Origin of the sequence: Corallococcus sp. CA041A (genome assembly GCF_003612075.1) — a bacterium.
GTDB classification, from domain to species: Bacteria; Myxococcota; Myxococcia; order Myxococcales; family Myxococcaceae; genus Corallococcus; species Corallococcus exiguus.
Genome location: NZ_RAWF01000182.1, coordinates 1 through 20,275 on the forward strand (window position 1 = coordinate 1; position 20,275 = coordinate 20,275).

General features: G+C 67.8%; 17 protein-coding genes and 1 pseudogene. 11 read left to right on the forward strand and 7 right to left on the reverse strand.

Annotated features, from left to right (window positions below):
• From D7V77_RS43870 to D7V77_RS28045, 9 genes and pseudogenes are all read left to right on the forward strand, one after another.
• Positions 1–280, forward strand: a pseudogene (locus D7V77_RS43870) (hypothetical protein); the annotation flags it as partial.
• A 112-nt stretch (positions 281–392) separates the two neighbouring features.
• Positions 393–1,478, forward strand: a complete 1,086-nt coding sequence (gene recA / locus D7V77_RS28010) for a recombinase RecA (RefSeq protein WP_120561791.1) — start codon at positions 393–395, stop codon at positions 1,476–1,478.
• A gap of 170 nt (positions 1,479–1,648) precedes the next feature.
• Positions 1,649–3,871, forward strand: coding sequence for an alkaline phosphatase (locus D7V77_RS28015; protein ID WP_120579366.1), 2,223 nt, complete (start codon positions 1,649–1,651; stop codon positions 3,869–3,871).
• A 154-nt stretch (positions 3,872–4,025) separates the two neighbouring features.
• On the forward strand, positions 4,026–6,083 hold the full coding sequence (locus tag D7V77_RS28020) for a right-handed parallel beta-helix repeat-containing protein (RefSeq protein WP_120579379.1): 2,058 nt from the start codon (positions 4,026–4,028) through the stop codon (positions 6,081–6,083).
• A gap of 53 nt (positions 6,084–6,136) precedes the next feature.
• Entirely contained in the window at positions 6,137–8,443 is a 2,307-nt protein-coding gene (locus D7V77_RS28025) for a Tex family protein (protein WP_120579367.1), read from the forward strand.
• Between the two features lie 193 nt (positions 8,444–8,636).
• The gene (locus D7V77_RS28030; RefSeq protein ID WP_120579368.1) at positions 8,637–8,996 is read left to right on the forward strand and encodes an Imm10 family immunity protein; all 360 of its coding nucleotides are present in this window, start codon (positions 8,637–8,639) and stop codon (positions 8,994–8,996) included.
• Positions 8,997–9,240: 244 nt separating this feature from the next.
• Complete coding sequence (locus D7V77_RS28035) at positions 9,241–9,675, forward strand: hypothetical protein (protein WP_120579369.1); 435 nt, start codon at positions 9,241–9,243, stop codon at positions 9,673–9,675.
• A gap of 5 nt (positions 9,676–9,680) precedes the next feature.
• Positions 9,681–9,977: a hypothetical protein gene (locus D7V77_RS28040; protein WP_120579370.1), complete on the forward strand. Its 297-nt coding sequence runs from the start codon at positions 9,681–9,683 to the stop codon at positions 9,975–9,977.
• A gap of 30 nt (positions 9,978–10,007) precedes the next feature.
• Positions 10,008–10,298 (forward strand): YrhB domain-containing protein, encoded by a 291-nt coding sequence (locus tag D7V77_RS28045; protein ID WP_120579371.1) that lies wholly within the window; start codon positions 10,008–10,010, stop codon positions 10,296–10,298.
• Positions 10,299–10,510: 212 nt separating this feature from the next.
• On the opposite strand, the gene D7V77_RS43345 is transcribed toward D7V77_RS28045, so the two are convergent.
• From D7V77_RS43345 to D7V77_RS28070, 5 genes are all read right to left on the reverse strand, one after another.
• A complete protein-coding gene (locus tag D7V77_RS43345; protein WP_147452180.1) occupies positions 10,511–10,804 on the reverse strand; it encodes a hypothetical protein in 294 nt (97 codons plus the stop codon).
• 288 nt (positions 10,805–11,092) lie between these two features.
• Positions 11,093–11,563 (reverse strand): DUF6714 family protein, encoded by a 471-nt coding sequence (locus tag D7V77_RS28055; protein WP_147452181.1) that lies wholly within the window; start codon positions 11,561–11,563, stop codon positions 11,093–11,095.
• Positions 11,560–11,934, reverse strand: coding sequence for a hypothetical protein (locus D7V77_RS46015; protein WP_120579374.1), 375 nt, complete (start codon positions 11,932–11,934; stop codon positions 11,560–11,562). The genes D7V77_RS28055 and D7V77_RS46015 overlap by 4 nt, the downstream gene beginning before the upstream one ends.
• Before the next feature lie 14 nt (positions 11,935–11,948).
• Complete coding sequence (locus D7V77_RS28065) at positions 11,949–13,061, reverse strand: hypothetical protein (RefSeq protein ID WP_120579375.1); 1,113 nt, start codon at positions 13,059–13,061, stop codon at positions 11,949–11,951.
• The gene (locus D7V77_RS28070; protein WP_120579380.1) at positions 13,058–14,911 is read right to left on the reverse strand and encodes an HSP90 family protein; all 1,854 of its coding nucleotides are present in this window, start codon (positions 14,909–14,911) and stop codon (positions 13,058–13,060) included. The genes D7V77_RS28065 and D7V77_RS28070 overlap by 4 nt, the downstream gene beginning before the upstream one ends.
• A gap of 210 nt (positions 14,912–15,121) precedes the next feature.
• Between D7V77_RS28070 and D7V77_RS28075 the strand changes: the two genes are divergently transcribed.
• Both D7V77_RS28075 and D7V77_RS28080 read left to right on the forward strand, forming a co-directional pair.
• The gene (locus D7V77_RS28075) at positions 15,122–15,973 is read left to right on the forward strand and encodes a metal-dependent hydrolase (RefSeq protein WP_120579376.1); all 852 of its coding nucleotides are present in this window, start codon (positions 15,122–15,124) and stop codon (positions 15,971–15,973) included.
• 198 nt (positions 15,974–16,171) lie between these two features.
• The gene (locus D7V77_RS28080) at positions 16,172–17,563 is read left to right on the forward strand and encodes a TerB family tellurite resistance protein (RefSeq protein ID WP_233597275.1); all 1,392 of its coding nucleotides are present in this window, start codon (positions 16,172–16,174) and stop codon (positions 17,561–17,563) included.
• A 13-nt stretch (positions 17,564–17,576) separates the two neighbouring features.
• On the opposite strand, the gene D7V77_RS28085 is transcribed toward D7V77_RS28080, so the two are convergent.
• Together D7V77_RS28085 and D7V77_RS28090 are read right to left on the reverse strand one after the other, a co-directional pair.
• Complete coding sequence (locus D7V77_RS28085) at positions 17,577–18,950, reverse strand: spondin domain-containing protein (protein WP_120579377.1); 1,374 nt, start codon at positions 18,948–18,950, stop codon at positions 17,577–17,579.
• A gap of 55 nt (positions 18,951–19,005) precedes the next feature.
• On the reverse strand, positions 19,006–20,275 hold a 1,270-nt coding region (locus D7V77_RS28090; protein ID WP_120579378.1), incomplete at its 5' end, for an FAD-dependent monooxygenase.

Genomic DNA, 20,275 nt, shown 5'->3' on the forward strand with positions numbered 1-20,275 from the left:
GGGGCTGGGGGCGCTGGCGCTCCAGGTGGTGCTGGGGCTGACGGGCGTCGTCGTGCCTGGCGGGCTGCTCATCCTGCAGGGGCTTTTGACCCTGCTGACCCTGACCGTGCTGACGGTTGCCTCCGTGGGCTCTCCCCTGTATCGCGGAGCCCTGGCGCTGCTGACGGTGGTGTCCGGGATGGGGTTGGGGATGGTGCTGGTGCCAGAGGTTCCGGCGGGTTGGGCGGCCGGATTGGGCGGGCTGGTGGCCGCCTTCCTGGCTGCCCTGCGCAAGAGCTGACCGCCAGGACCCAAAACGGATGTCAGAGGGGTGGACTAGGGTCTACCCATCGCGTACTAAAAGCGCGTTCAGGTGGACCGGGGTGGTCCACTCTTCCAAGGAGCGACGAGAAATGGCCGTGAATCAGGAGAAGGAAAAGGCGATCGAGCTGGCGCTGGCGGCGGTGGAGCGTCAGTTCGGCAAGGGTTCCATCATGCGGCTCGGCAACGACGAGCCCATGATGAAGGACGTCCAGGCCATTTCGACGGGGTCCACTTCGCTCGACATCGCCCTGGGCGTGGGCGGCGTGCCGCGCGGGCGCATCATCGAAATCTTCGGGCCGGAGTCCTCCGGCAAGACGACGCTGTGCCTCCACATCGTCGCGGAAGCGCAGAAGAAGGGCGGCGTGTGCGGCTACATCGACGCCGAGCACGCGATGGACGTGGGCTACGCGCGCAAGCTGGGCGTGCGCACCGACGACCTGCTCCTGTCCCAGCCGGACACCGGTGAGCAGGGCCTCGAAATCGCGGAGATGCTCGTGCGCTCCGGCGCCATCGACGTGCTGGTGGTGGACTCGGTGGCCGCGCTCGTGCCGAAGGCGGAACTGGAAGGCGAGATGGGCGACGCGCACATGGGCGTGCAGGCGCGCCTCATGAGCCAGGCGCTGCGCAAGCTCACGGGCACCATCTCCAAGAGCCAGACGTGCGTCATCTTCATCAACCAGATCCGCATGAAGATTGGCGTGATGTTCGGCAACCCTGAGACCACGACGGGCGGCAACGCGCTGAAGTTCTACGCGTCGCAGCGCATGGACATCCGCCGCGTGGGCGCCATCAAGAACGGCGAGAACGTGGTGGGCAGCCGCACCCGCGTGAAGGTCGTGAAGAACAAGGTGGCGCCTCCGTTCAAGGAGGTGGAGTTCGACATCATGTACGGCGCGGGCATCTCGAAGGAGGGCGACCTCATCGACCTGGCCTCCAACGACAACATCATCGAGAAGAGCGGCAGCTGGTTCTCCTTCAAGGGAGAGCGCATCGGCCAGGGCCGGGAGAACGCGAAGGAGTACCTGCGCGAGCACCCGGACACCTACAAGGAGGTCGAGGCCCTGGTGCTGGAGAAGTACGGCATCGGCAAGCCCGCGGGTGCGGCGCCCGCCGCGGACGCCCCCAGCGAGCCGCCGGAAGGTGAGAAGCGCCCGCGCGTGAAGGCCGTGAAGTAATCGCGAAGCGTTTCGCGGAAATGGTCCGCCGCGCACCTCCGGGGGGAGCGGCGCGGTGGGTGAAGTAGAAAAGGGGCCGGTCTCCAGTGATGGGGCCGGCCCCTTTTTCTTCACCGTGAGAGGGATTGCGGGATTGTGACGCGCACGGTCATCACCGGCCTGTCGCCGGGATGTTTCGTGTGGAGGGAGGAGGGCCTCTAGACTTCGGGGTCCGGGAGCCCCTCCACCCCTGCTTCCCGCTGGAGTCCATCGCCTTGTTCAACCCCTTCAAACGCCGCACGTTCCTGCAAGCCGTGGTTGCTGTCGCGGCGACGACGACCTTTGGATGCTCCGACGACGACTCGACGGAGACTTCGGATGGCTCGCCCTACTTCCCGCAGTCGTTGGCGTCGGGGGATCCGCGTCCGGACAGCGTGGTGTTGTGGGTGCGCGTGGAGGACAAGGACCGCGCCGGTTCTGACCTGCCGCTGCGGCTGGAGGTCTCTCCGTCGGAGGACTTCAAGACGCTGGTGCTGGACAAGACGGACCTGTCGGCGCTGGCGGAGCATGACCACGCGGTGAAGGTGAAGGTCACCGGGTTGTCCGCGCGCACGACGTACTACTACCGCTTCTCCTACGAGAAGGACGGCCAGAAGCACACCACGCGCACCGGGCGCACGCGCACCGCGCCGGCGGCGGGGGATGACGTGCCGGTGAAGTTCGTCTTCGCCAGCTGCCAGGACTTCATTGGCCGCTACTACAACGCCTGGCAGCGGCTGTTGCAGCTGGACGCGGACCTGGACTTCATCGTGTTCCTGGGCGACTACGTCTACGAGACGACGGGCGACACGTCCTTCCAGTCCGGCGATGGCGGCCGAAGCATCCGCTTCAGCGAGCCGGATGGGGCGCTGCCGCAGGGCGCGGGCCTCACCTCGTACCTGGCGGCGAACTCGCTCTCCAACTACCGCGACCTCTACAAGACGACCCGCACGGACAAGCAGCTGCAGGCGGTGCACGAGCGCTACCCGTTCATCATCGTCTGGGACGACCACGAGTTCTCCGACGACTGCTGGCAGGACGTGGCCACGTACGAGGACGGCAAGCGGGACGAGACGCAGCTGGACCGCAAGCTCAACGCGGAGCAGGCCTTCCTGGAGTACATCCCGCTGGACACGGTGCAGTCCGCCGCGGGCGCCATCGACGTGGGTAGCGAGCCGCGCTTCCCCAACTCACGCATCTACCGTGACTTCGAGTACGGCAAGCACCTGAAGCTGCTGGTGACGGACTACCGTAGCTACCGGCCGGACCACCTCATCCCGGAGGACGGCTACCCGGGCACCGTGGCGCTGGACGCGACGCTGCTGGGCGCGGCGCTCCAGGGCCAGCCGGACGTGGTGAAGGCGACGTTCCAGGCGGACACGTTCGCGTACGTGAACATCGACGACGCGGCGTACGCGAACCAGAAGCAGGTGCTCCAGGCGGTGTACCTGAGCCAGGCGAAGGCGGCGGGCCTGACGGACGCGGAGGCCGCGCAGAAGGCCGGCAAGTGGGTGGCCGGTCCGGTGGCGCTCTACTACGTGAACCAGGTGCTGGCGGCGGTGAACAAGGCGCTGGTGATTCCGCCCGCGGACAAGCCCCGGGGCCTGGCGTACGCGCACATGGGCAAGGCGGCGCTCTTCAACATCCAGGGCTCGCGCTACGTGGTGGTGAAGGACACGTTCGACCTGTTCGCGGCGGTGAAGTACCAGCTGTCCCAGGGCAAGAGCGAGGACGTGTTCGGCCCGGACCAGGAGGCGTGGTTCCAGCAGACCATGACCACGGCGACGAACACCTGGAAGATGGTGGTGAGCTCCACGTCGCTGTCGGCGCTCATCTGGGACTTCCGGCAGCAGGCGGACATCACGGACCCGACGCTGCGCCAGCGCTTCTACTTCAGCGTGGACCAGTGGGACGGCTTCCCCACGAAGAAGAAGGTGATGCTCAACACGCTGAAGGCCGCGGGCGTGACGAACACGCTGTTCATCTCCGGGGACATCCACGCGTCGTTCGCGTCGGTGGAGGAGGGCGTGCCCGTGCTGACGGCGCCGGGCATCACCTCCGGCTCCATCAAGAGCCTGGCCAGCCTGGCGCTGATTGGCGCGGGCTACGCCACGGGCGCGCCGGTGTACCAGCACGCCGTCGTGGAGATGGAGAAGACGCTGATGGCGTCCAACTCGGGCCTGCGCTTCGCGGACGCGGACTCGCATGGCTTCGTGCTGGTGGAGGTGAAGGCGGATGAGACGCTCGCCACCTTCCACCTCATCCCCGCGGCAGAGGTGGCCAAGGACTACTCCAAGCGCGCGGACAGCGAGCTGGAGGCGAAGTTCACCGCGAAGACCTTCCGCGTGAAGAACAGCGACATCCAGCCGGCCTGAGCCGGACGCGCATGAGCTGAAGCGAAGGGCCGCGTGGGAACTCCCGCGCGGCCCTTTTTATGTCTCAAGGGCTTTGTGAATTTTCCGCTTTGTGCTGTTTTCCTTGGATAAGGCTTCCATTGAGGGAGCCCGGGACACCGGGGAGGAGCACACCGTGGGCTCACGCAAGGGATGGCAGGGACTGCTGGGAGCGGGGCTGATCGCGGCCGTGGGAGTGGCGGAGGCGGCGCCGTGGCGGAGCGTGCTGTACCCGTCGACGTGGACGCCCGGGTACTCGCAGCCGGGCAACACGTCGCGGTTCCTGCATGACTTCTCCTACGCGGGCTACCGGATGCGGCAGGAGGAGCCGCCGGTGCGCATGGACCGGGTGCTGGACGTGACGCAGGCGCCGTACTTCGCGGACAACACGGGGGCGTCGGACGTGACGGCGGTGTTGCAGCAGGCGCTCGACGACGCGGGGGCGGTGGCGGGCGGCGGGGTGGTGTACCTGCCTCGGGGCACGTACCGGGTGGCACCGCCCGCGGGCAAGCCGTACGCGCTGCTCATCCGATACAGCAACGTGGTGCTGCGCGGGCAGGGCGCGACGTCCACGTTCCTCTACAACTCCGCCACGGACATGCGCAGCAAGCGCGTGGTGCAGGTGGGCCCGCGCGACACGACGGTGTCCTGGACGTCCGCTTCGACGGCGGCGACGGCGCTGACGCAGGACGCGCCCAATCAGGCGACGCACGTCCAGGTGGCGAGCGTGTCCGGCTACACCGTGGGCACGTGGGTGGTGGTGCGGGCGGACCTGACGGCGGCGCGCAGCGCGGAGCTGAACATGGGCACGACGTGGACGTCGCTGCCCGGACCGTCGTTCTACCGGCAGGTGGTGGCGGTGGACGCGGCCACGCGGATGCTGACGCTGGACATCCCGCTGCGGCAGGGGCTGCTGATGCGCGACGCGGCGCGGGTGTACCGCGTGCCCGCGCACCTGTCGGAGGTGGGCGTGGAGCACCTGGCCATCGGCATGCGGGAGAATCCCACGCCGGGCCTGTCCGAGGAGGACTACACGGTGCAGGGCACCGGTGCGTACCAGGTGCACGAGTCCACGGCGCTCTTGATGAACCACGTGGTGGACGGCTGGGTGCGCGGCGTGGGTTCCTACCGGCCGCCTTCCAACACGCAGGACGTGCACGTGCTGTCCAACGGCATCGACCTGAACCAAGCGCGCAACGTCACGGTGGAGGGGTGTGAAATCAACAAGCCCCAGTACAAGGGCGGTGGCGGAAACGGGTACCTGTATTCCATCCGGAGCAGCGACAGCCTGGTGAAGGACAGCGTGTCGTACGGCGGGCGGCACAACTTCGACTTCCGCTCCATGCACACCACCGGCAACGTGTTGTTCAACAACCGCGTGTCCAACGGAGAGAAGGTGTCCGACTTCCACATGCACCTGAGCGCGGCGAACCTGGTGGATAACACCACGCTGTACCTGGAGCGCTTCGAGGCGGCGGACCGGACGCCCTACGGCACCACGAGCCACGGCGTCACCACGACGGAGAGCGTGTTCTGGAACACCAACGGGGCGAAGCCGCCGTCGTACGGGGGCACGAGCGTGGTGCGCTCGCAGCAGTACGGGCAGGGGTACGTGATTGGGATGCGCGGCAGCGCGACGGGCGTGGACGTGTCGGTGACGACGAAGACGGCCCCGGCGGACTTCGCGGAGGTGGCGCAGTCCGGGAATGAGTTGGTGCCGCAGTCGCTCTACGTGGACCAGGTGCAGAAGCGGCTGGGACGCGCGGTGGAGCACGACGCGAGGGTGCTGGTGTACCAAGCGGAGAACCTGAAGCCGACGAGCACCCCGGACCCGTCGTCCACCGGCGTGGAGGCCGGGCCTGATCTGGGCGGGGTGCGCTACCACAACACGAGCGCGGTGGGCGCGAAGGTGACGTACACGCTCCATCCGCGCACGGTGGGCACGTTCGCGGTGCGGGTACGGACCAAGCGCAACAACGGGCGGGGGCAGTACCGGCTGGACGTGAACGGGGTGGTGGTGGGCGGGACGCGGGACGAGTACTCCGCCACCACGCAGTTCGTGGAGGTGGAGCTGGGGACGGTGACGTTCACGGACCTGGAGCCCCAGGCGTTCACGTTCACGACTGTTGGGAAGAACGCGGCGAGCACGGGCTACAACGTGGCGTTGGACGTCATCCGTCTGGTGCGGCAGTAGGCGAGCGGCGCGTCTCTGGGAGGCGCGAGCGGACCGGGGTATAGACGGGCGCCATGCACGTCTATGCCGCCGCGTTGGCCCAGGAGCTGGGCATCAAGCCGGAGCAGGTGGACCGGACCCTCGCACTGCACGAAGAGGGAGGCACGGTCCCCTTCATCGCGCGCTACCGCAAGGAGGCCACGGGAGGGCTGGATGAGGTTCAAATCCAGTCCATCCTGGACAAGGCCAGGGAGCGCGCGGAGCTGGACGGGCGGCGCGACACCATCCTGCGCAGCATCGAGGAGCAGGGGAAGCTGACGCCGGAGCTGAAGAAGGCGCTCCAGGCGGCGCGCACGCGCGCGGAGCTGGAGGACCTGTACCTGCCGTACAAGCCCAAGCGCCGCACGCGCGCGGCCATCGCCCGGGAGAAGGGGCTGGAGCCGCTGGCGGACCTGGTGTGGAAGCAGGAGGGCCAGCGCGGGGAGAACCTGGACGCGCGCGTGAAGCCGTACGTGAGCGCGGACAAGGGCGTGGCGGACGTGGCGCAGGCGCTGGCGGGCGCGCGGGACATCTGCGCGGAGCGGGTGGCGGAGGACGCGAAGCTGCGCCGCGAGGCCCGCGACATCTGCGCGCGGCGGGGCTCGCTGCGCTCGGACGTGGTGCCCGCGAAGAAGGGCGAGACGACCAAGTTCGAGAACTACTACGGCCACCAGGAGCCGCTGTCGCAGGCCCCGTCCCACCGCGTGCTGGCGCTGTTGCGCGGGGAAGAGGAGGGCGTGCTGAAGGTGAAGCTGGGCCTGCCGGACGACGAGGTGAAGGGGCTCTTCACCGGGCGCGTGGTGACGCGGCCGCAGTCGCTGTTCGCGGGCGAGCTGCGCGCGGCGGTGGAGGACAGCTGGGACCGGCTGATGGGGCCGTCGCTGGAGTCGGAGCTGCGCGCGGAGATGAAGGAGCGCGCGGACAAGGGCGCCATCGGGGTGTTTGGAGAGAACCTGCGGCACCTGTTGCTGACGGCGCCGGCCGGGGCTCGGGCGGTGCTGGCGTTGGACCCGGGGCTTCGCACGGGCATCAAGCTGGTGATGCTGGACGTGACGGGGTCGGTGGCGGAGACGACGACGCTCTATTCGGAGCGGAGCGCGGACGAGCGGGCGCGCGCGGCGAAGCTGCTGGAGGCGGTGGTGCGCAAGCACAAGCCGGAGCTGATCGCCGTGGGCAACGGCACGGGCAGCCGCGAGGCGGAGGTCTTCACTCGGGACACGCTGAAGGCGATGGGCGTGCAGGTCCCCGTGGTGTCGGTGAGCGAGCAGGGCGCGTCCATCTACTCCGCGTCGGAGGTGGCGCGGGATGAGTTCCCGGAGATGGACGTGTCGCTGCGCGGGGCGGTGTCCATCGGGCGGCGCTTGCAGGACCCGTTGGCGGAGCTGGTGAAGATCGACCCGAAGAGCATCGGGGTGGGGCAGTACCAGCACGACGTGGACCAGGGCCTCTTGAAGAAGAAGCTGGGCGAGGTGGTGGACTCGTGCGTGAACGCGGTGGGCGTGGACGTGAACACGGCGTCACCTCAGCTGTTGGAGCACGTGTCCGGCGTGGGGCCGTCGCTGGCGAAGAAGCTGGTGGCGCACCGGGCGGCGAAGGGGCGCTTCACCACGCGGCGGGAGCTGCTCAAGGTGAGCGGCCTGGGGCCGAAGACGTTCGAACAGGCGGCGGGCTTCCTGCGGGTGCGTGGGCCGGAGCCGCTGGATTCGAGCGCGGTGCACCCGGAGCGCTACACGGTCGTGGAGCGCATGGCGAAGGACCTGGGCGTGGACGTGGCATCGCTGGTGGGGAACGCGGCGCTGGTGCGTCAGATTGAAGCCAAGCGCTACCTGGGGCCGGAGCTGGGCGAGCTGACGCTGAAGGACATCCTGGCGGAGCTGGAGAAACCGAGCCGGGACCCTCGAGGAGACTTCACGGCGCACGCGACGCGGGATGACCTGCGCACGCTGGAGGACGTGAAGGAGGGGATGGTGTTGCAGGGCGTGGTGACGAACGTGACGGCGTTTGGCGCGTTCGTGGACGTGGGTGTGCATCAGGACGGCCTGGTGCACGTGTCGCAGCTGGCGGCGCGCTTCATCAAGGACCCGTCGGAGGTGGCCAAGGTGGGCGACCGGCTGACGGTGAAGGTCCTGACCGTGGACCTGGTGCGCAAGCGTCTGGCCTTGTCCGTGCGGGCGGTGCTGGAAGGTGGGGCGCCGCAGCCGTCAGGGCGGCCGGCACAGGCGAAGCCCGCGACCAGTGCACCGGCGCAGCAGCAGCGGCCCGCGCAGAAGCCCGCGACGCAGGCTCCGCCGCAGAAGAAGCCGGAGCCGTTCAACAATCCGTTCTCGAAGTTGAAGCACTGAGCGTGGGCGTCATTCCGCCGGGTCTCAATGCGTCTCCAATGCTTGGACCCGGTGCGTCTCCGAGACGGTGAGCGTCATGAGCGACAAGAACGAGAATGAAGATGTAGAGCGCGGCTTCCATGCGCCAATCCGCGGCATCACGGCGGAACGCATCCCGCTCCAGTGAAGATTTGGGCCGCAGGAGGACGGTGATATGCGGAAATTTCATGCAGCTGCGGTTGGTGCCGACGAGATGCAGGACATCAACACGTATGCAGTTGTTCTCGCGGAACGGCACGACGGCGCTGGCATGCGCCTTGAGATCCAGAAATCCCTCTCGTTCGACGATCAGGATAGAGTAGGTGGGATGGATACCTACTGTCTGTGTACGGAGAGTGGGGCTTGTCACTATGGTGGCGTGACAAGGTGGATGGTCGGTGAAAGCTCAATCGAAGTCTTGCTCGACGCTCGGGCATCGAGTGCGCTTGGAGTCGACGGTGGATTCCAGGTGGAGGTTTCAGGGCAGTACCTGCCGATTCTCCGGGAGGCCCTTCAGCGGCTGCTGGGGACTTGAATTGGTCGGAGTCGAGATGGCGGGTGTGGTTGCGTGCTCAATGTGCAGACACCCTGCAATACCAAGGGCAGCTGCGCGACGAGTCTGTCCGGCACCTCGTCAAGGATGTTCGAGCCTTCGAAGTCGAGTTCCCTGGCTTGTTTCCTCGGGGGCTGCTGGATGGGACTAGCAGATAGATGCGAGTGTCAGACAGAGGAGCGTCACTCAGATGTCTCATTTTCAAGACCTGACCCCTTGTGGCTATATGCGCCAATGGGAGCAGTCGTCGCTCGCGGTGGGCTGGCTTGAAAAGGGGCACGCCTATCCCCAGGGCACCGTGGACGAGAAGTTCTTCAAGGCGCTGCTCCGCCTGTGTGGGAATCCGTGGCAGCCTCCGGTGGCGTTCGCGGGCATCCACGTGTGCTCGCTTTGCCAGTTCGTGGGGAGGCTCGCGGGCACGTCCTACTTTGGTGCGGGGGACGCCGCCGGGAATGCGAACGTCTTCATCCCCGGGGAGACGAAGGTCTTCATCGCTCCGACGATGATCGTCCACTACATCGACGCGCACGGGTACGTGCCGCCCATGGAGTTCCAGGAGGCGGTCCTCAAATGCCCTGAGATGCGCTCCATGCCCTACTTCAAGGCCCTCAGGGCCCTGGGGTGCTCACTCCGCGTGACCGAGCCGCTCAATCCACTGTGAGCGTCATGAGCAACATCGTCCTGGAGTTCCCTCCTGGCTTCGAGGACTCCGATTGGGAGGTCGAGGCCAAAGGCTGGCTCCCCGGCGTCGTCGCGGTGATTCAGGGGCGTCGGTACACCCTCACCGTGTACGACCCTACTCGCTTGACCCAGGATGTTGATGAGGCGCTGATGGGCGGTAGGGTGTTTCTTGAGCGGAATCTCGTGGTCGTCGCTTCCGTCACGCGGGAGCGCATTGCGTCTGGCATCCAGGAAATCGTTCAGACTGGCCGGGTCGGCGACCTTCGGCCCGACTCGGGGTAGATGGATGGGCGCGGCGAAAGCAGGTGGAAGATGAATCGAAATGAAGCACGTGAGCTGGTGGATGCCTACGTACGTAGAGTGAGTGCTCAAGCTGGGGGGGAGTTGATTCTTCTCGATGAGCGCACGATCGAGCGTGAGTTCGGATGGGTTTTCTTCTATGCCTCGAAGCGGCATGTGGAAACTGGGGACCCGGCCTTTGCGGTAGGCGGGAATGCACCCTTGATTGTAGACAGGGTGACCGGCGAGTTCCATGTAACTGGCACGGCCTATCCTGTTGAGCATTACATCGCAGAGTATGAAGCACGCTCGAGAACACCTTAGGAATGGCGTGTTTCATGGGACTGAATTCCCTGGAGAGAACGTTTCGTTCGTGGACTGAACGGCTCGCATCCGGCAACCCGCTGCGAATCGAAAACATCCGGCTGGTGGGAGTCGAACGCCTGACGCTCTCCCCACGCGATTTGGACGGCCGGAGTGGAGGTTCGCAGCAGTACGTTGAGAACCTCGTTGAGCGCTGGCTCTTCGAACGCTGCTCATGGAATGACCTCGGGGTATGAGTCATGAGCGAGAAGAATGAGAACGAAGCTGAACGGGCCCTCCGCCTTGCTGCGTCCCCTGGCCGGGAATGGCGATTGTTGGCGCATCGTCCATCCGGTGACGTAGCCGTGAAGAACGAAGGGGTGTTTGACGAACTGGTTGTCGACCACTGGCTCCACATCGAGCAACTCGGCGAACGCGAGTGGTGGATGCGGATCGGGGACGCCCGGATCCTGATGGCGGTGCAAAGCAGTGGCGATGTTCGGGTCGATGTAGAGCGCGGCTTCCATGCGCCAATCTACGGAATCACGACGGATGAGTGAGAAGGACCAATGGGTTCGCGACCTGGCCGGAGTTCTTCACGGGCTTTTGAAGGGGCCAGACGTCCCTACTGGGGATGTCGAGTGGTTGCGTCTCCGGTGTGAAGACACACTGGCTTACCGAGGGCACCTGCGCGACGCGTCTGTCCGGGAACTCGTCAAGGATGTTCGACGCTTCGAAGCGAGGTCCCCTGGCTTGCTTCCTCGGGGGCTATTGGATGGCCCTGGCAGCTAGATACGAGTGGCTGAGCGCGGACGTCAGTCCGCGGGTAGGTCCCAATACGTCTCCAACGCTTGGGACCAGGACTGCTTGGAGATAGGCGAAGTGGATGCGTCCCTCATGTGGATGAGGAACATCCGGATGGCGTTCCTTTGGGGCGGGCTCAATCGATCAAACCTGCGAAGGAAGAAGGCGCGCAGGTCTGGCTGTGTCTCGTCGGGGATGCTTAATGAGGACAAGAGAAAGCCGCGCACATCAGGATCCACGAGCGCCGCGCTGAGATATGCCGGAAGGTAGTAGGTAAGTGCCTCCATGCTGAAAAGCGAGAGATGCGCCGCATGGTCGCGCACCTTCTCAACTGGGACGTCCTTCCAGTGGCGCCCCCCGAAGTCCCGAACGAGTTTGGGTGTCTCCCATGCACCGCGTGCATAGGCGACGCGTTTCTTCTCGGGGCGGGGAACATCCGAGAATGCATGCTCAATGCTCTGGCGGAGAGCGTCATCGCTCATTTGCATTGCTCATTGGGACCACAGCGGACACGAATCAACTTCGTGCACTCAGCCTGGCCTCGTTCATATGTGGCGAGGGCACCCTTGTGCGCCAGGTCGCCGCCGCGAAAGCAGCGGTTCATCAAGGTCCTGCGCGCCTCGATGCACCGCTCAAAACGATTCCATCGAACCGTCAAGTCCACGCAGGACATCGTTTCGTCACAGTTCATGCTCTGAGTCTTGCATGCCGTGCCAACTGCTTTGCTCAAGTCGCGCCAGACGTCTTTGGTACAGTCTCCCGGAGGAGGTAGCTCTGTGTCTTCAGCCCGGCCCTGGGGCGGAAGAAGGAGGAACCAGGTGATGGCGACAGGCATCCAGCTTGAGCCCTTCATGCTGATGCACCCCTTCAATCCAACGGGAACAACCGCGCTTCCTTCGCCAGCACTTCATTGCGAGCCAGCAATCCCGTGAACCGCTTCGTTCCATTGCGCGCATCGAACCGCGCCGCGATGTCTCTCGCCTGCGACTCCAGCCAGTCCTTCAGAGCCCGCGTCCCATAGCCCCCGTCCACCGCGTGCAACGCGAACGCGCGCGGCAGTCGCAGGCTCACCTCATCCCGGCCGTCCGCGACCACCTGCCCCAGCAGGAACGACGACGCCGTGTAGAAGCTGAACCGGTCCCGATAGCTGGAGTGCTCCAGCGCCCAGCCCAGATGCTTCTCCAAGAGCGTCAGTCCGCGCGACAGGTTGCCCGTCAGCGCCAGGAACTCCAGGTGCTCTCCCACTGTGGCCAGGAACTCGCGGTTCTTCGCCACCATCGCGTAGCCGCGCATGTGGCAGTCCCGCGCTTCCTTCATCCGCTCCAGCTTGAAGAACGGATACAGCAGCGTGCCCAACGTCAGGTGCGGGATCTCCGCGCAGGACTGACGCCCGTCCAGGATGGGCTTCGCCTTCTGGATGGCCTGCTCCCACTCGCCCTTGTCCACATGGTGGTCCAGCTCGTCGTCCAGCTCGCAGACGCGGCAGTCCGTCAGGTGGTCCCTGGGCGTGACGAGCCACGCCTCCCACAGGCGCTCCGCCTCCTCCGTGTCCCCCATGTCGCGGGCCATCTGGTAGCGCAGCTTCAGCGCCGCGCGCTTGCCCGCGTCCAACTTCGCGAAGCTCTGCTCCACGTCATCCAGCGCGTCGGCAATCTGCTTGCGGCTGATGTGCGGGAACTCGTCCAGCCGGCCCACCACCCACTTCTGCTTCCAGAGCATGTCCTCCGGGTCGAACCGCTGCGGGTCCTTCTTCTGCTGCCCCCGGCACCATGCGAACGCCACCAGCGCCTTGTCCGGATAGCCCCCGAACGTCGCCGCGTCGATGAGCGAATCCCGCAGCTCGTACCCCAGCGGCACGTCGCCGTGCGCGTCCGTCAGCCGCACCGCCTCCTCCAGCGCGCGCACCTTCGCGTCGCCTTCCGGCAGCTCCTCCGCCTGCGCTCGCAGGGCCTCCACCTGCTGATGCCAGTCCACCATCAGTGCATCCCCCGCGAGCCCGGACCTGACGACCCACTCCCGCCGCCGCCTTCATCCAGCCGCGCCGAGATGAGCCCCAGCAGTCCATGGTTCAGCAGCGCCATCTCCTGCGCGTTCAGCGGGTGCTGACCCAACAGCAGCGCCTGCACGTAGAGCATCTCCACCGACAGCTTCAGCAACTCCCGCCCCTCCACCGCGGCCAGCTTGCGCACCACCGGGTTGTGCAGGTTGAGGCAGAGCAACGCGCGCTCCTGCCCGCCCGTGCCCGCCATCACCCCGTCCAGCACGCCCGCGTACAGGTCGTCCGACTCCTCCCGCGCCCGCTCCGCGTCCCGCTTGAACGCCCCTTCCGCGTCCGAGCTGTAGAGCGTGGGCACCTCCGCCGGGAAGAACTTCTTCACCTCCACCCCGCAGCGGAACGGCGCCAGCACGCGCTCGGCCAGACGCAGCAGCGGGTAGACGGCCTCGCGTTCGTCCAGCGTCAGCTCCTCGAAGCTCTGCGGCAGGTCCGCCGACGAGAACGGCGCCACCTGCGCCTCCGGCACCACGTGCGGCAGCTTCTCCAGCAGCGCCGTGTCATGCGTGTACGCCGCGTTCAGCACGCACAGCCCCTGCGCCGCCGCCACCCGCGCCACCTGCCTGAACGCGTCCAACGTCGGCGTGTAGCGCACCACCGGCCACGACTTCCGGTAGTCCGCCAACGTCATCACCCCGAGCGACGTCTCGAACGGCAGCCAGTGGATGACCAGCCGGTAGAAGTCATCGTCGTCCAGCGCCAGTCCCTTCACCGACAGCCCGTGCAACGCAATCAACCGCTGCAACGACCGGGGATCCTCGTGCGCCAGGTCCATCAGGTACTTGCGCAGGGACTGTCCCAGCGCCTCGCGCGCCTTCGCCAGGACCGTGTCCTCGTAGAAGGACTCGCGGCTCGCGGTGGGCCGCAGCCCGTTCGCGTTCACCACGCACTTCACGAAGAACGCCCACTCCGGCAGCAGGTTCTCCGCGCTCTCCGACAGCAGCATCTGCTTCAGGTACACGCGGTGCTTCTGCTTCGCGTTGAAGTGCGGCGACGCCGGCAACACATACGCCACGCCGTCCACGTCTCCCGCCTCTGAACGCAGCGGAATCACATCCAGGAAGTCCGTGCCGAACACCTCGCGCCCGTACGCGAGCAGCGCCTGCCGCCGGTCTCCCGCCGTCTCGTAGAAGCGGCGCCAGGGCGGACCGTCCGGGTTGAGCGACTCCGTCTGTCCATTCACCGTGAGCCGCACGGGGAAGGGCAACAGGCCGCCGTAGTGCTTCGCAAGCTGGCGCACCCGCTCCGGCGTGAACCACTCCACCATGTCCGCGCGGGCCACCAGGTAGACGTGCGTGCCGGGGGCGTCCAGCGGGTGCTCGGAGACGCGCACGTCGTACGTGCCGTCGTGCCGGCCCCGCCACTCCAGCGTCCGCCCATCGCCCTTCGCCGAGCGCGTCACCACCAGCAGCTCGTCGCACACCATGAAGCACGACAAGAGGCCGATGCCGAACTGGCCGATGAAGTCGTTGCGGCGGGCTTCCAGCTGCTCGCGCTTGGAGGACTCGCCGATGGTGGCCAGGAAGCGGTGGATCTCCTCCTCTGTCAGCCCCACGCCTTCATCCGTGAAGAGCAGGGTGGGCGGCCCGCCGTCCTGCTTCTCCCGCAGCTCCAGCCCCACGGCTCCGGTGGCCTGGGGCTCCAGCAACTGGCGGGCGCGGATGGCGTCCGTGGCGTTCTGGAGCAGCTCCCGCACGTAGACCCCGGGCGAGCTGTACAGGTGGTGGGACAGGAGGTCGATGACCCCACGGAGGCTGACTTGGAATCGATGGTCCACGCGACCATCGAGCGTAGCGCGCTGCATCCTCCCCGGGGCCACAATCCCCCGCCGTGGGTGGATGAAGGCATGTGTCCTTCCCAAGGCAACCGGACGCGCCAGCCCCCTTCCGCCTCCCTGGTGGGGTGGTATGTCGCGCCACGGCCGTGCGGTGCCCCCGGGCGGCACGGCGACATGTCGTCTCTTTCCTCCCTCCTGGAGCGGACAACGATGGGCAACAAGCTGAAGGCAGTGGTGGTGGGTGCGGTGCTGGGCGTCGCGGGCGCGGCCTTCGCGCAGGGCACGCCGACGACGCCGGCGGCTCCCAAGGCCGACGTGAAGGCGCCGGCCAAGGCGGCGGCGGGCAAGGCGGCGGGCAAGACGGAGGTGACGTGGTGGGGCCACGCCGCCTTCGTGGTGAAGACGCCGGGCGGCGCGACCATCGCCATCGACCCGTGGTTCACCAACCCCAAGGCGCCGCAGGGCGCCACGTGGCCGGAGGCGGTGGACGCCATCCTCGTGTCCCACGGCCACTTCGACCACGTGGGTGAGACCAAGGCCCTGGCCCAGAAGACGAGCGCCAAGGTGTACGGCTCCTTCGAGCTGGTGAACCTCCTGGGCCTGCCGGAGGCGCAGGGCATGGGCGCCAACGCGGGCGGGACGTTCACGGTGAAGGACGCCACCATCCACCTGGTGGAGGCGGTCCACTCCAGCAGCTACCAGGCGGACCCGAAGGGCGCGTCGCAGTACGCCGGTGCGCCCCTGGGCTTCGTCATCGAAATCGCCAACGGCCCCACGCTGTACCACGCGGGTGACACCGGGGCCTTCAGCTCCATGGCCCTCATCGCGGAGCAGTTCAAGCCCACCGTGGCCCTGCTCCCCATTGGCGGCCACTTCACCATGGACCCCGCGCAGGCCTCCGTCGCCGCGAAGCTGCTGAAGGTGAAGACCGTGGTGCCCATGCACTACGGCACCTTCCCCGCCCTGGCCGGCACCCCGGACGCGCTCACCACCGAGCTGAAGAAGACCCGGGCCGCCACCAAGGTGCTCGCCCTGGAGCCGGGCAAGGCCACCGCGCTGTAGGCCTTCCTGGCCAGGTGTCTCCGCGCGCTCGTCCGCCCTGGGTGGACGGGCGCGCTGTTTTTTCCACCATGCATCAGCATCTGTTGCCGGACGCCGCCGTGGGCCTGGGGCCGGGTGGCATCGCGGATGCGACTGGGTTATTCCCCGCTTCGTGTGCTTCCGGCGGGGTCCGGCCGCACGCTTTTGTGGGGTGTACCGGTGTCGGTGCTGGTTTTTGGAAGGGGGACCTGGCTGGCCGCGCTCCTGACGGACGTGGTCGCCGCGCATGCGCGCTCCCCCGCGCCCGTCCCGACATCGCCGCTTCCGGAAACCTCCTCCGGCCGAGCCCGGGGCCGCGCCTTCCTGCGCCGCACGCTGCGCGCCTCGGGGCTCGTCTACGGCACGCCCGTGCCGCTGCCCTCGCCGGTGGACGGGGGTGAGCCCTTCGACGTCCCTGCTCGCGCCGTGGAGGATGAGCTGTTCCACGCCGTGGTGCGCACGCTGGCGCGCATGGCGCTGGACCTGGCGCGGGTGATGGACGCGCCGGAGGGCCCGCGGGTGGAGCAGCTGCTGGTGCTCTTCGCGGTGCTGGCGGGCGAGCTGGACCTGGCGATGGCGCTGGACGCACGGCTCGCGGCGGGGCTGCCGGTGCCCCGGCGGATGGTGGGCCGGGTGGAGGACGCGCTCGACAAGCGGGCACCGTCGCTGGCCGGCGACCCGGTGTACGGGTTGGTGCTGCACAACGGCGCGCAGTACGCGGACGCGCAGCTGTTCTGCCGGCAGGCCATCGACTTGTTCTCGACCGGGCGGCTGTCGCGCGCGATGGCGGAGCGGCGGCGGGACTTCGCGGCGAAGCAGAAGGCGCTGCTCGTGGACGTGCTCACCGCTCTTGCGTGCGTGGACCGCGAACCCAGCGCGCCCGCGCGCCGCGCCATCCTCCGGCAGGTGGAGGGACTGAAGCTGCCGCACTCGCTGGAGGGCGAGGTGAAGGCCGCGGTGCGCCAGTCCTTCGAGCGCAAGCGCGACGTGCGGGACGTGGTGCGCCGCGTGCGCAGCGTGGACATGCGCCACCTGTTGCTGGAACAGGCGCTGCTGGCGGCGCTGGTGGACGGCCGGCGGACGCGGCGGGAGCGGGCCTTCATCGACACGCTGGCGGGTGCGCTGCACGTGCCTCACGCGGAGCTGCGCCGTCTGGAATTGGAGATGGCGGAGTTCTACGCGCGGCACCGCTCGCTGGTGGATGTCTTCACTGTGTCGGACGCGGCGGGCGCCATGGGCGAGGAGCTCATGGGCGGCATGCAGGAGACGCTGGAGAAGAACTTCCATCGGCTCATGCAGGAGGCGCGCGAGACGGGCGACCTGGCGGTGTTGCTCACCAAGGCGGCGCGGCGCCAGAAGCTCACCGCCGACGAGCGACAGCGCATGCGCGCGCAGCTCATCGACGTGGCGAAGGCCATCCCCGCGCTGGCCATCTTCGCCGCGCCGGGCGGCATCCTGCTGTTGGCGGCGCTGGCGAAGGTGCTGCCCTTCAGCCTGCTGCCCAGCGCCTTCCAGGACGAGCCCGCGGTGGACTCCGATGACGAGGACACGCTGGAGCGCGAAGCCGTCTGAAGTCCCGCGTGAACTACTCCGCCGTAAGCGTGACGCGCAGGTGCTGGGACAGGGGCGTGCCGTAACGCGACGGGGGCACCCGTCGCACGGTCTGGTCGGTGTCCACGGTCCACTCGGGGGCACCCTGGTGGGGGCCCACGGCTGGCTCCTCGTCCAGCTCCGTGCCCACGTCCCACAGGTACACCTTGGACGTGATGTCGCCTGTCACGGGAGCGTTGGCCTTATCGAAGAGCGCGATGCCCTGCTCGTCGGGGCCGAAGAACCAGTCGTTGGACTGGCCGAACATGGTCGCGAAGGACAGCCGGTCGCCGGGGCTGGCGTTGACGGTGAATTCGTAGGCAAGGCCCGGCAGGAGGGGACCGGGGGCGGCCGCGTCCACGGGCGTGTTGAAGGTGCCTGACTTGCTCACGCCCGCGGGCGGAGTCGAAGAGAGGGCGTTGGCCAGCCGCGAGGCATCGCCGCCTTCCGCGAGCGCCTCCAATCCCAGGCCCCGGTCCTGCGCGCCTTCCGTGAACAGCGGCGAGGCGGCGTTGTGCACGGCGAAGACGCCCGGTGACAGGGGCGTGGCCACGCCGTTCAGCGGCTTGAGCCAGGTGTCCAGGGTGGTGGCATCGCCGCCCTCCGCGAGCGCCTCCAGGCCCTGGCCCCGGTCCGGCTGACCCTCGGTGAAGAGGGGCTCATTGCCCGCGCCCACCACCCAGACTCCCGGGGAGATGCGCACGGGCTTGATGCCTTCGGAGGTGCTGAGGGTGTTGCGGTCGTCGGAGACGTTCTCGATGCGCACGGTGAAGCGCTGCGTGGCCGCGTCGTGGGCCAACTGCACGCGGATCATCGTCGCGAGCGGGGGCAGATTGAACGGCAGGCCGCTGCTGAGCACGGGCTGCGTGCCCACGCGCCGCACGTTGTTGGAGTTGAAGTCATTGATGCCAGGGCCGTCCGTGGAGGTGGCCTGCTTCGGCGCGGTGTGCGCGCCCACGGCGGGCTCTTCGTTCACCTCCGTGCCCGCGTCCCAGAGGACGACCTGGGAGGTGACGTTGCCGGTCACCGGCTGCCCGTCGGCGGAGTAGAGCGGGATGCCCCGGGGCTCGGTGCCGAAGAACCAGTCGTTGGAGGCGCCGAACATGGCGGCGAAGGACAGGCGGTGGTTGCGGCCCGCGGTGAAGCTGAACTCGTAGGTGTCGCCCGGGGCCAGCGGGCCCGGTGAGGTGCCGCTTATCTTCGTGTCGAACCGGCCGGACTTGAGGTTCTGGAAGGGCGCCACGTTCTCGATGCGCACGCGGAAGCGCCGGGAGGACGGGTCGGTGTCGTCGCCGGAGCCGCAGGCGGACAGCGTCAGGAGGCCGAGCGCTGCGCGGACGGCGCTTCCACGGAAGGAGCGGATGGGCATGGGGAGAGTCTCCATGGGCCTCGCGAAAATGCGAAGCCCCGCGGAGTGGCTCCCTCTACGCGGTGGCCTCTGTATCGGACTCCGCGCGTGCGGACAGGAGCGGCGTGAGGAACGCGGTCAGCGCCGCGAGGTCGCCGGGCCGGGACGCGTGTCCCACGTATCCATCCGGGCGAACCAGGATGAGCGCATCCCTTCCCGGAGCCACGTCGTAGGCACGGTGGGCATGGCCGTCCCTGTCGAACAGGGCCTCGGGGATGGGAGTCGCGCCCTTTCCAAGAACGTGGACGACGCGAACGGAATCACCGGGCCACGTGATGGCATCCGCGCGCGCGGTTCCAAAGGCGAGCAGCGTCCAGTGGGGGCCGCGAAACCTGTCCGACAGTCGGACAGGTTTTCCGTGGGCATCCACGCAGGGGGCGTCCGGGGCGCGGTCTCCGGCCTGCACCCGCGCCGTGTCGCCGGGAACCTCTGGCGCGAGCGGTCCGCCGCGATAGCCCAGGCCCAGTTGCCGCAACTCGTCGCCCCGGTTCAGGGCCTTCATGCGTCCCTGCCGCATGCCGTCGAACAGCTTCGAGGACAGCCCGAGCACCCGCGCGGCGACGGGCAGCCGCTCCGCTTCGTAGGTGTCGAGCAGTGCCGGGTCCGCGCCCTGGAGCACGTGGCCCAGCTTCCAGCCCAGGTTGTAGGCATCCTGCACGCCCGTGTTGAGGCCCTGGCCTCCGGCGGGAGGGTGCACATGCGCGGCGTCGCCCGCGATGAACACGCGGCCCACACGGTAGCGGTCCACCATGCGCACGTTGGGGCGGTACACGGACAGCCAGCTCGCGTCATGCAGTCGCAGCTTGGAGCCAGGGCGGGCGGCCTCCTGGATGCGCTGGTGGATCGCGGCCTCGGTGAGCTCCGGCAGGGGAGCGCCGGGCTTCACCTGGAGGGCGAGCTGGAAGCGGCCCGTGTCGGGCAGCGGGCACAGCGCCACCATGCCGCCCGTGGCGAAGGGCCACACATGCCAGTGCGAGGGGTCCAATCCGTCCACGCGCACGTCGCCCACGACCATGCGCTCCTCCTCGTGGGTGACGCCGTGGAAGGTCAGGCCCAGCGCCTTGCGAACGCGGCTGTGTCCGCCGTCCGCGCCCACCAGGTACTCCGCGCGGACGGTCTCCTCCGCGCCGTCGCGGGTGAGGGTGGCGGTGACGCCGGTGTCGTCCTGGGTAAAGCCGGTGAGCGCGGTGCCGAACTCCACCGGGACTCCCAGCGATGCCAGCCGGTCACGCAGGATGCCCTCGGTGCGGGCCTGGGGTACGAGCCAGGGATTGGGGTGGGGCACG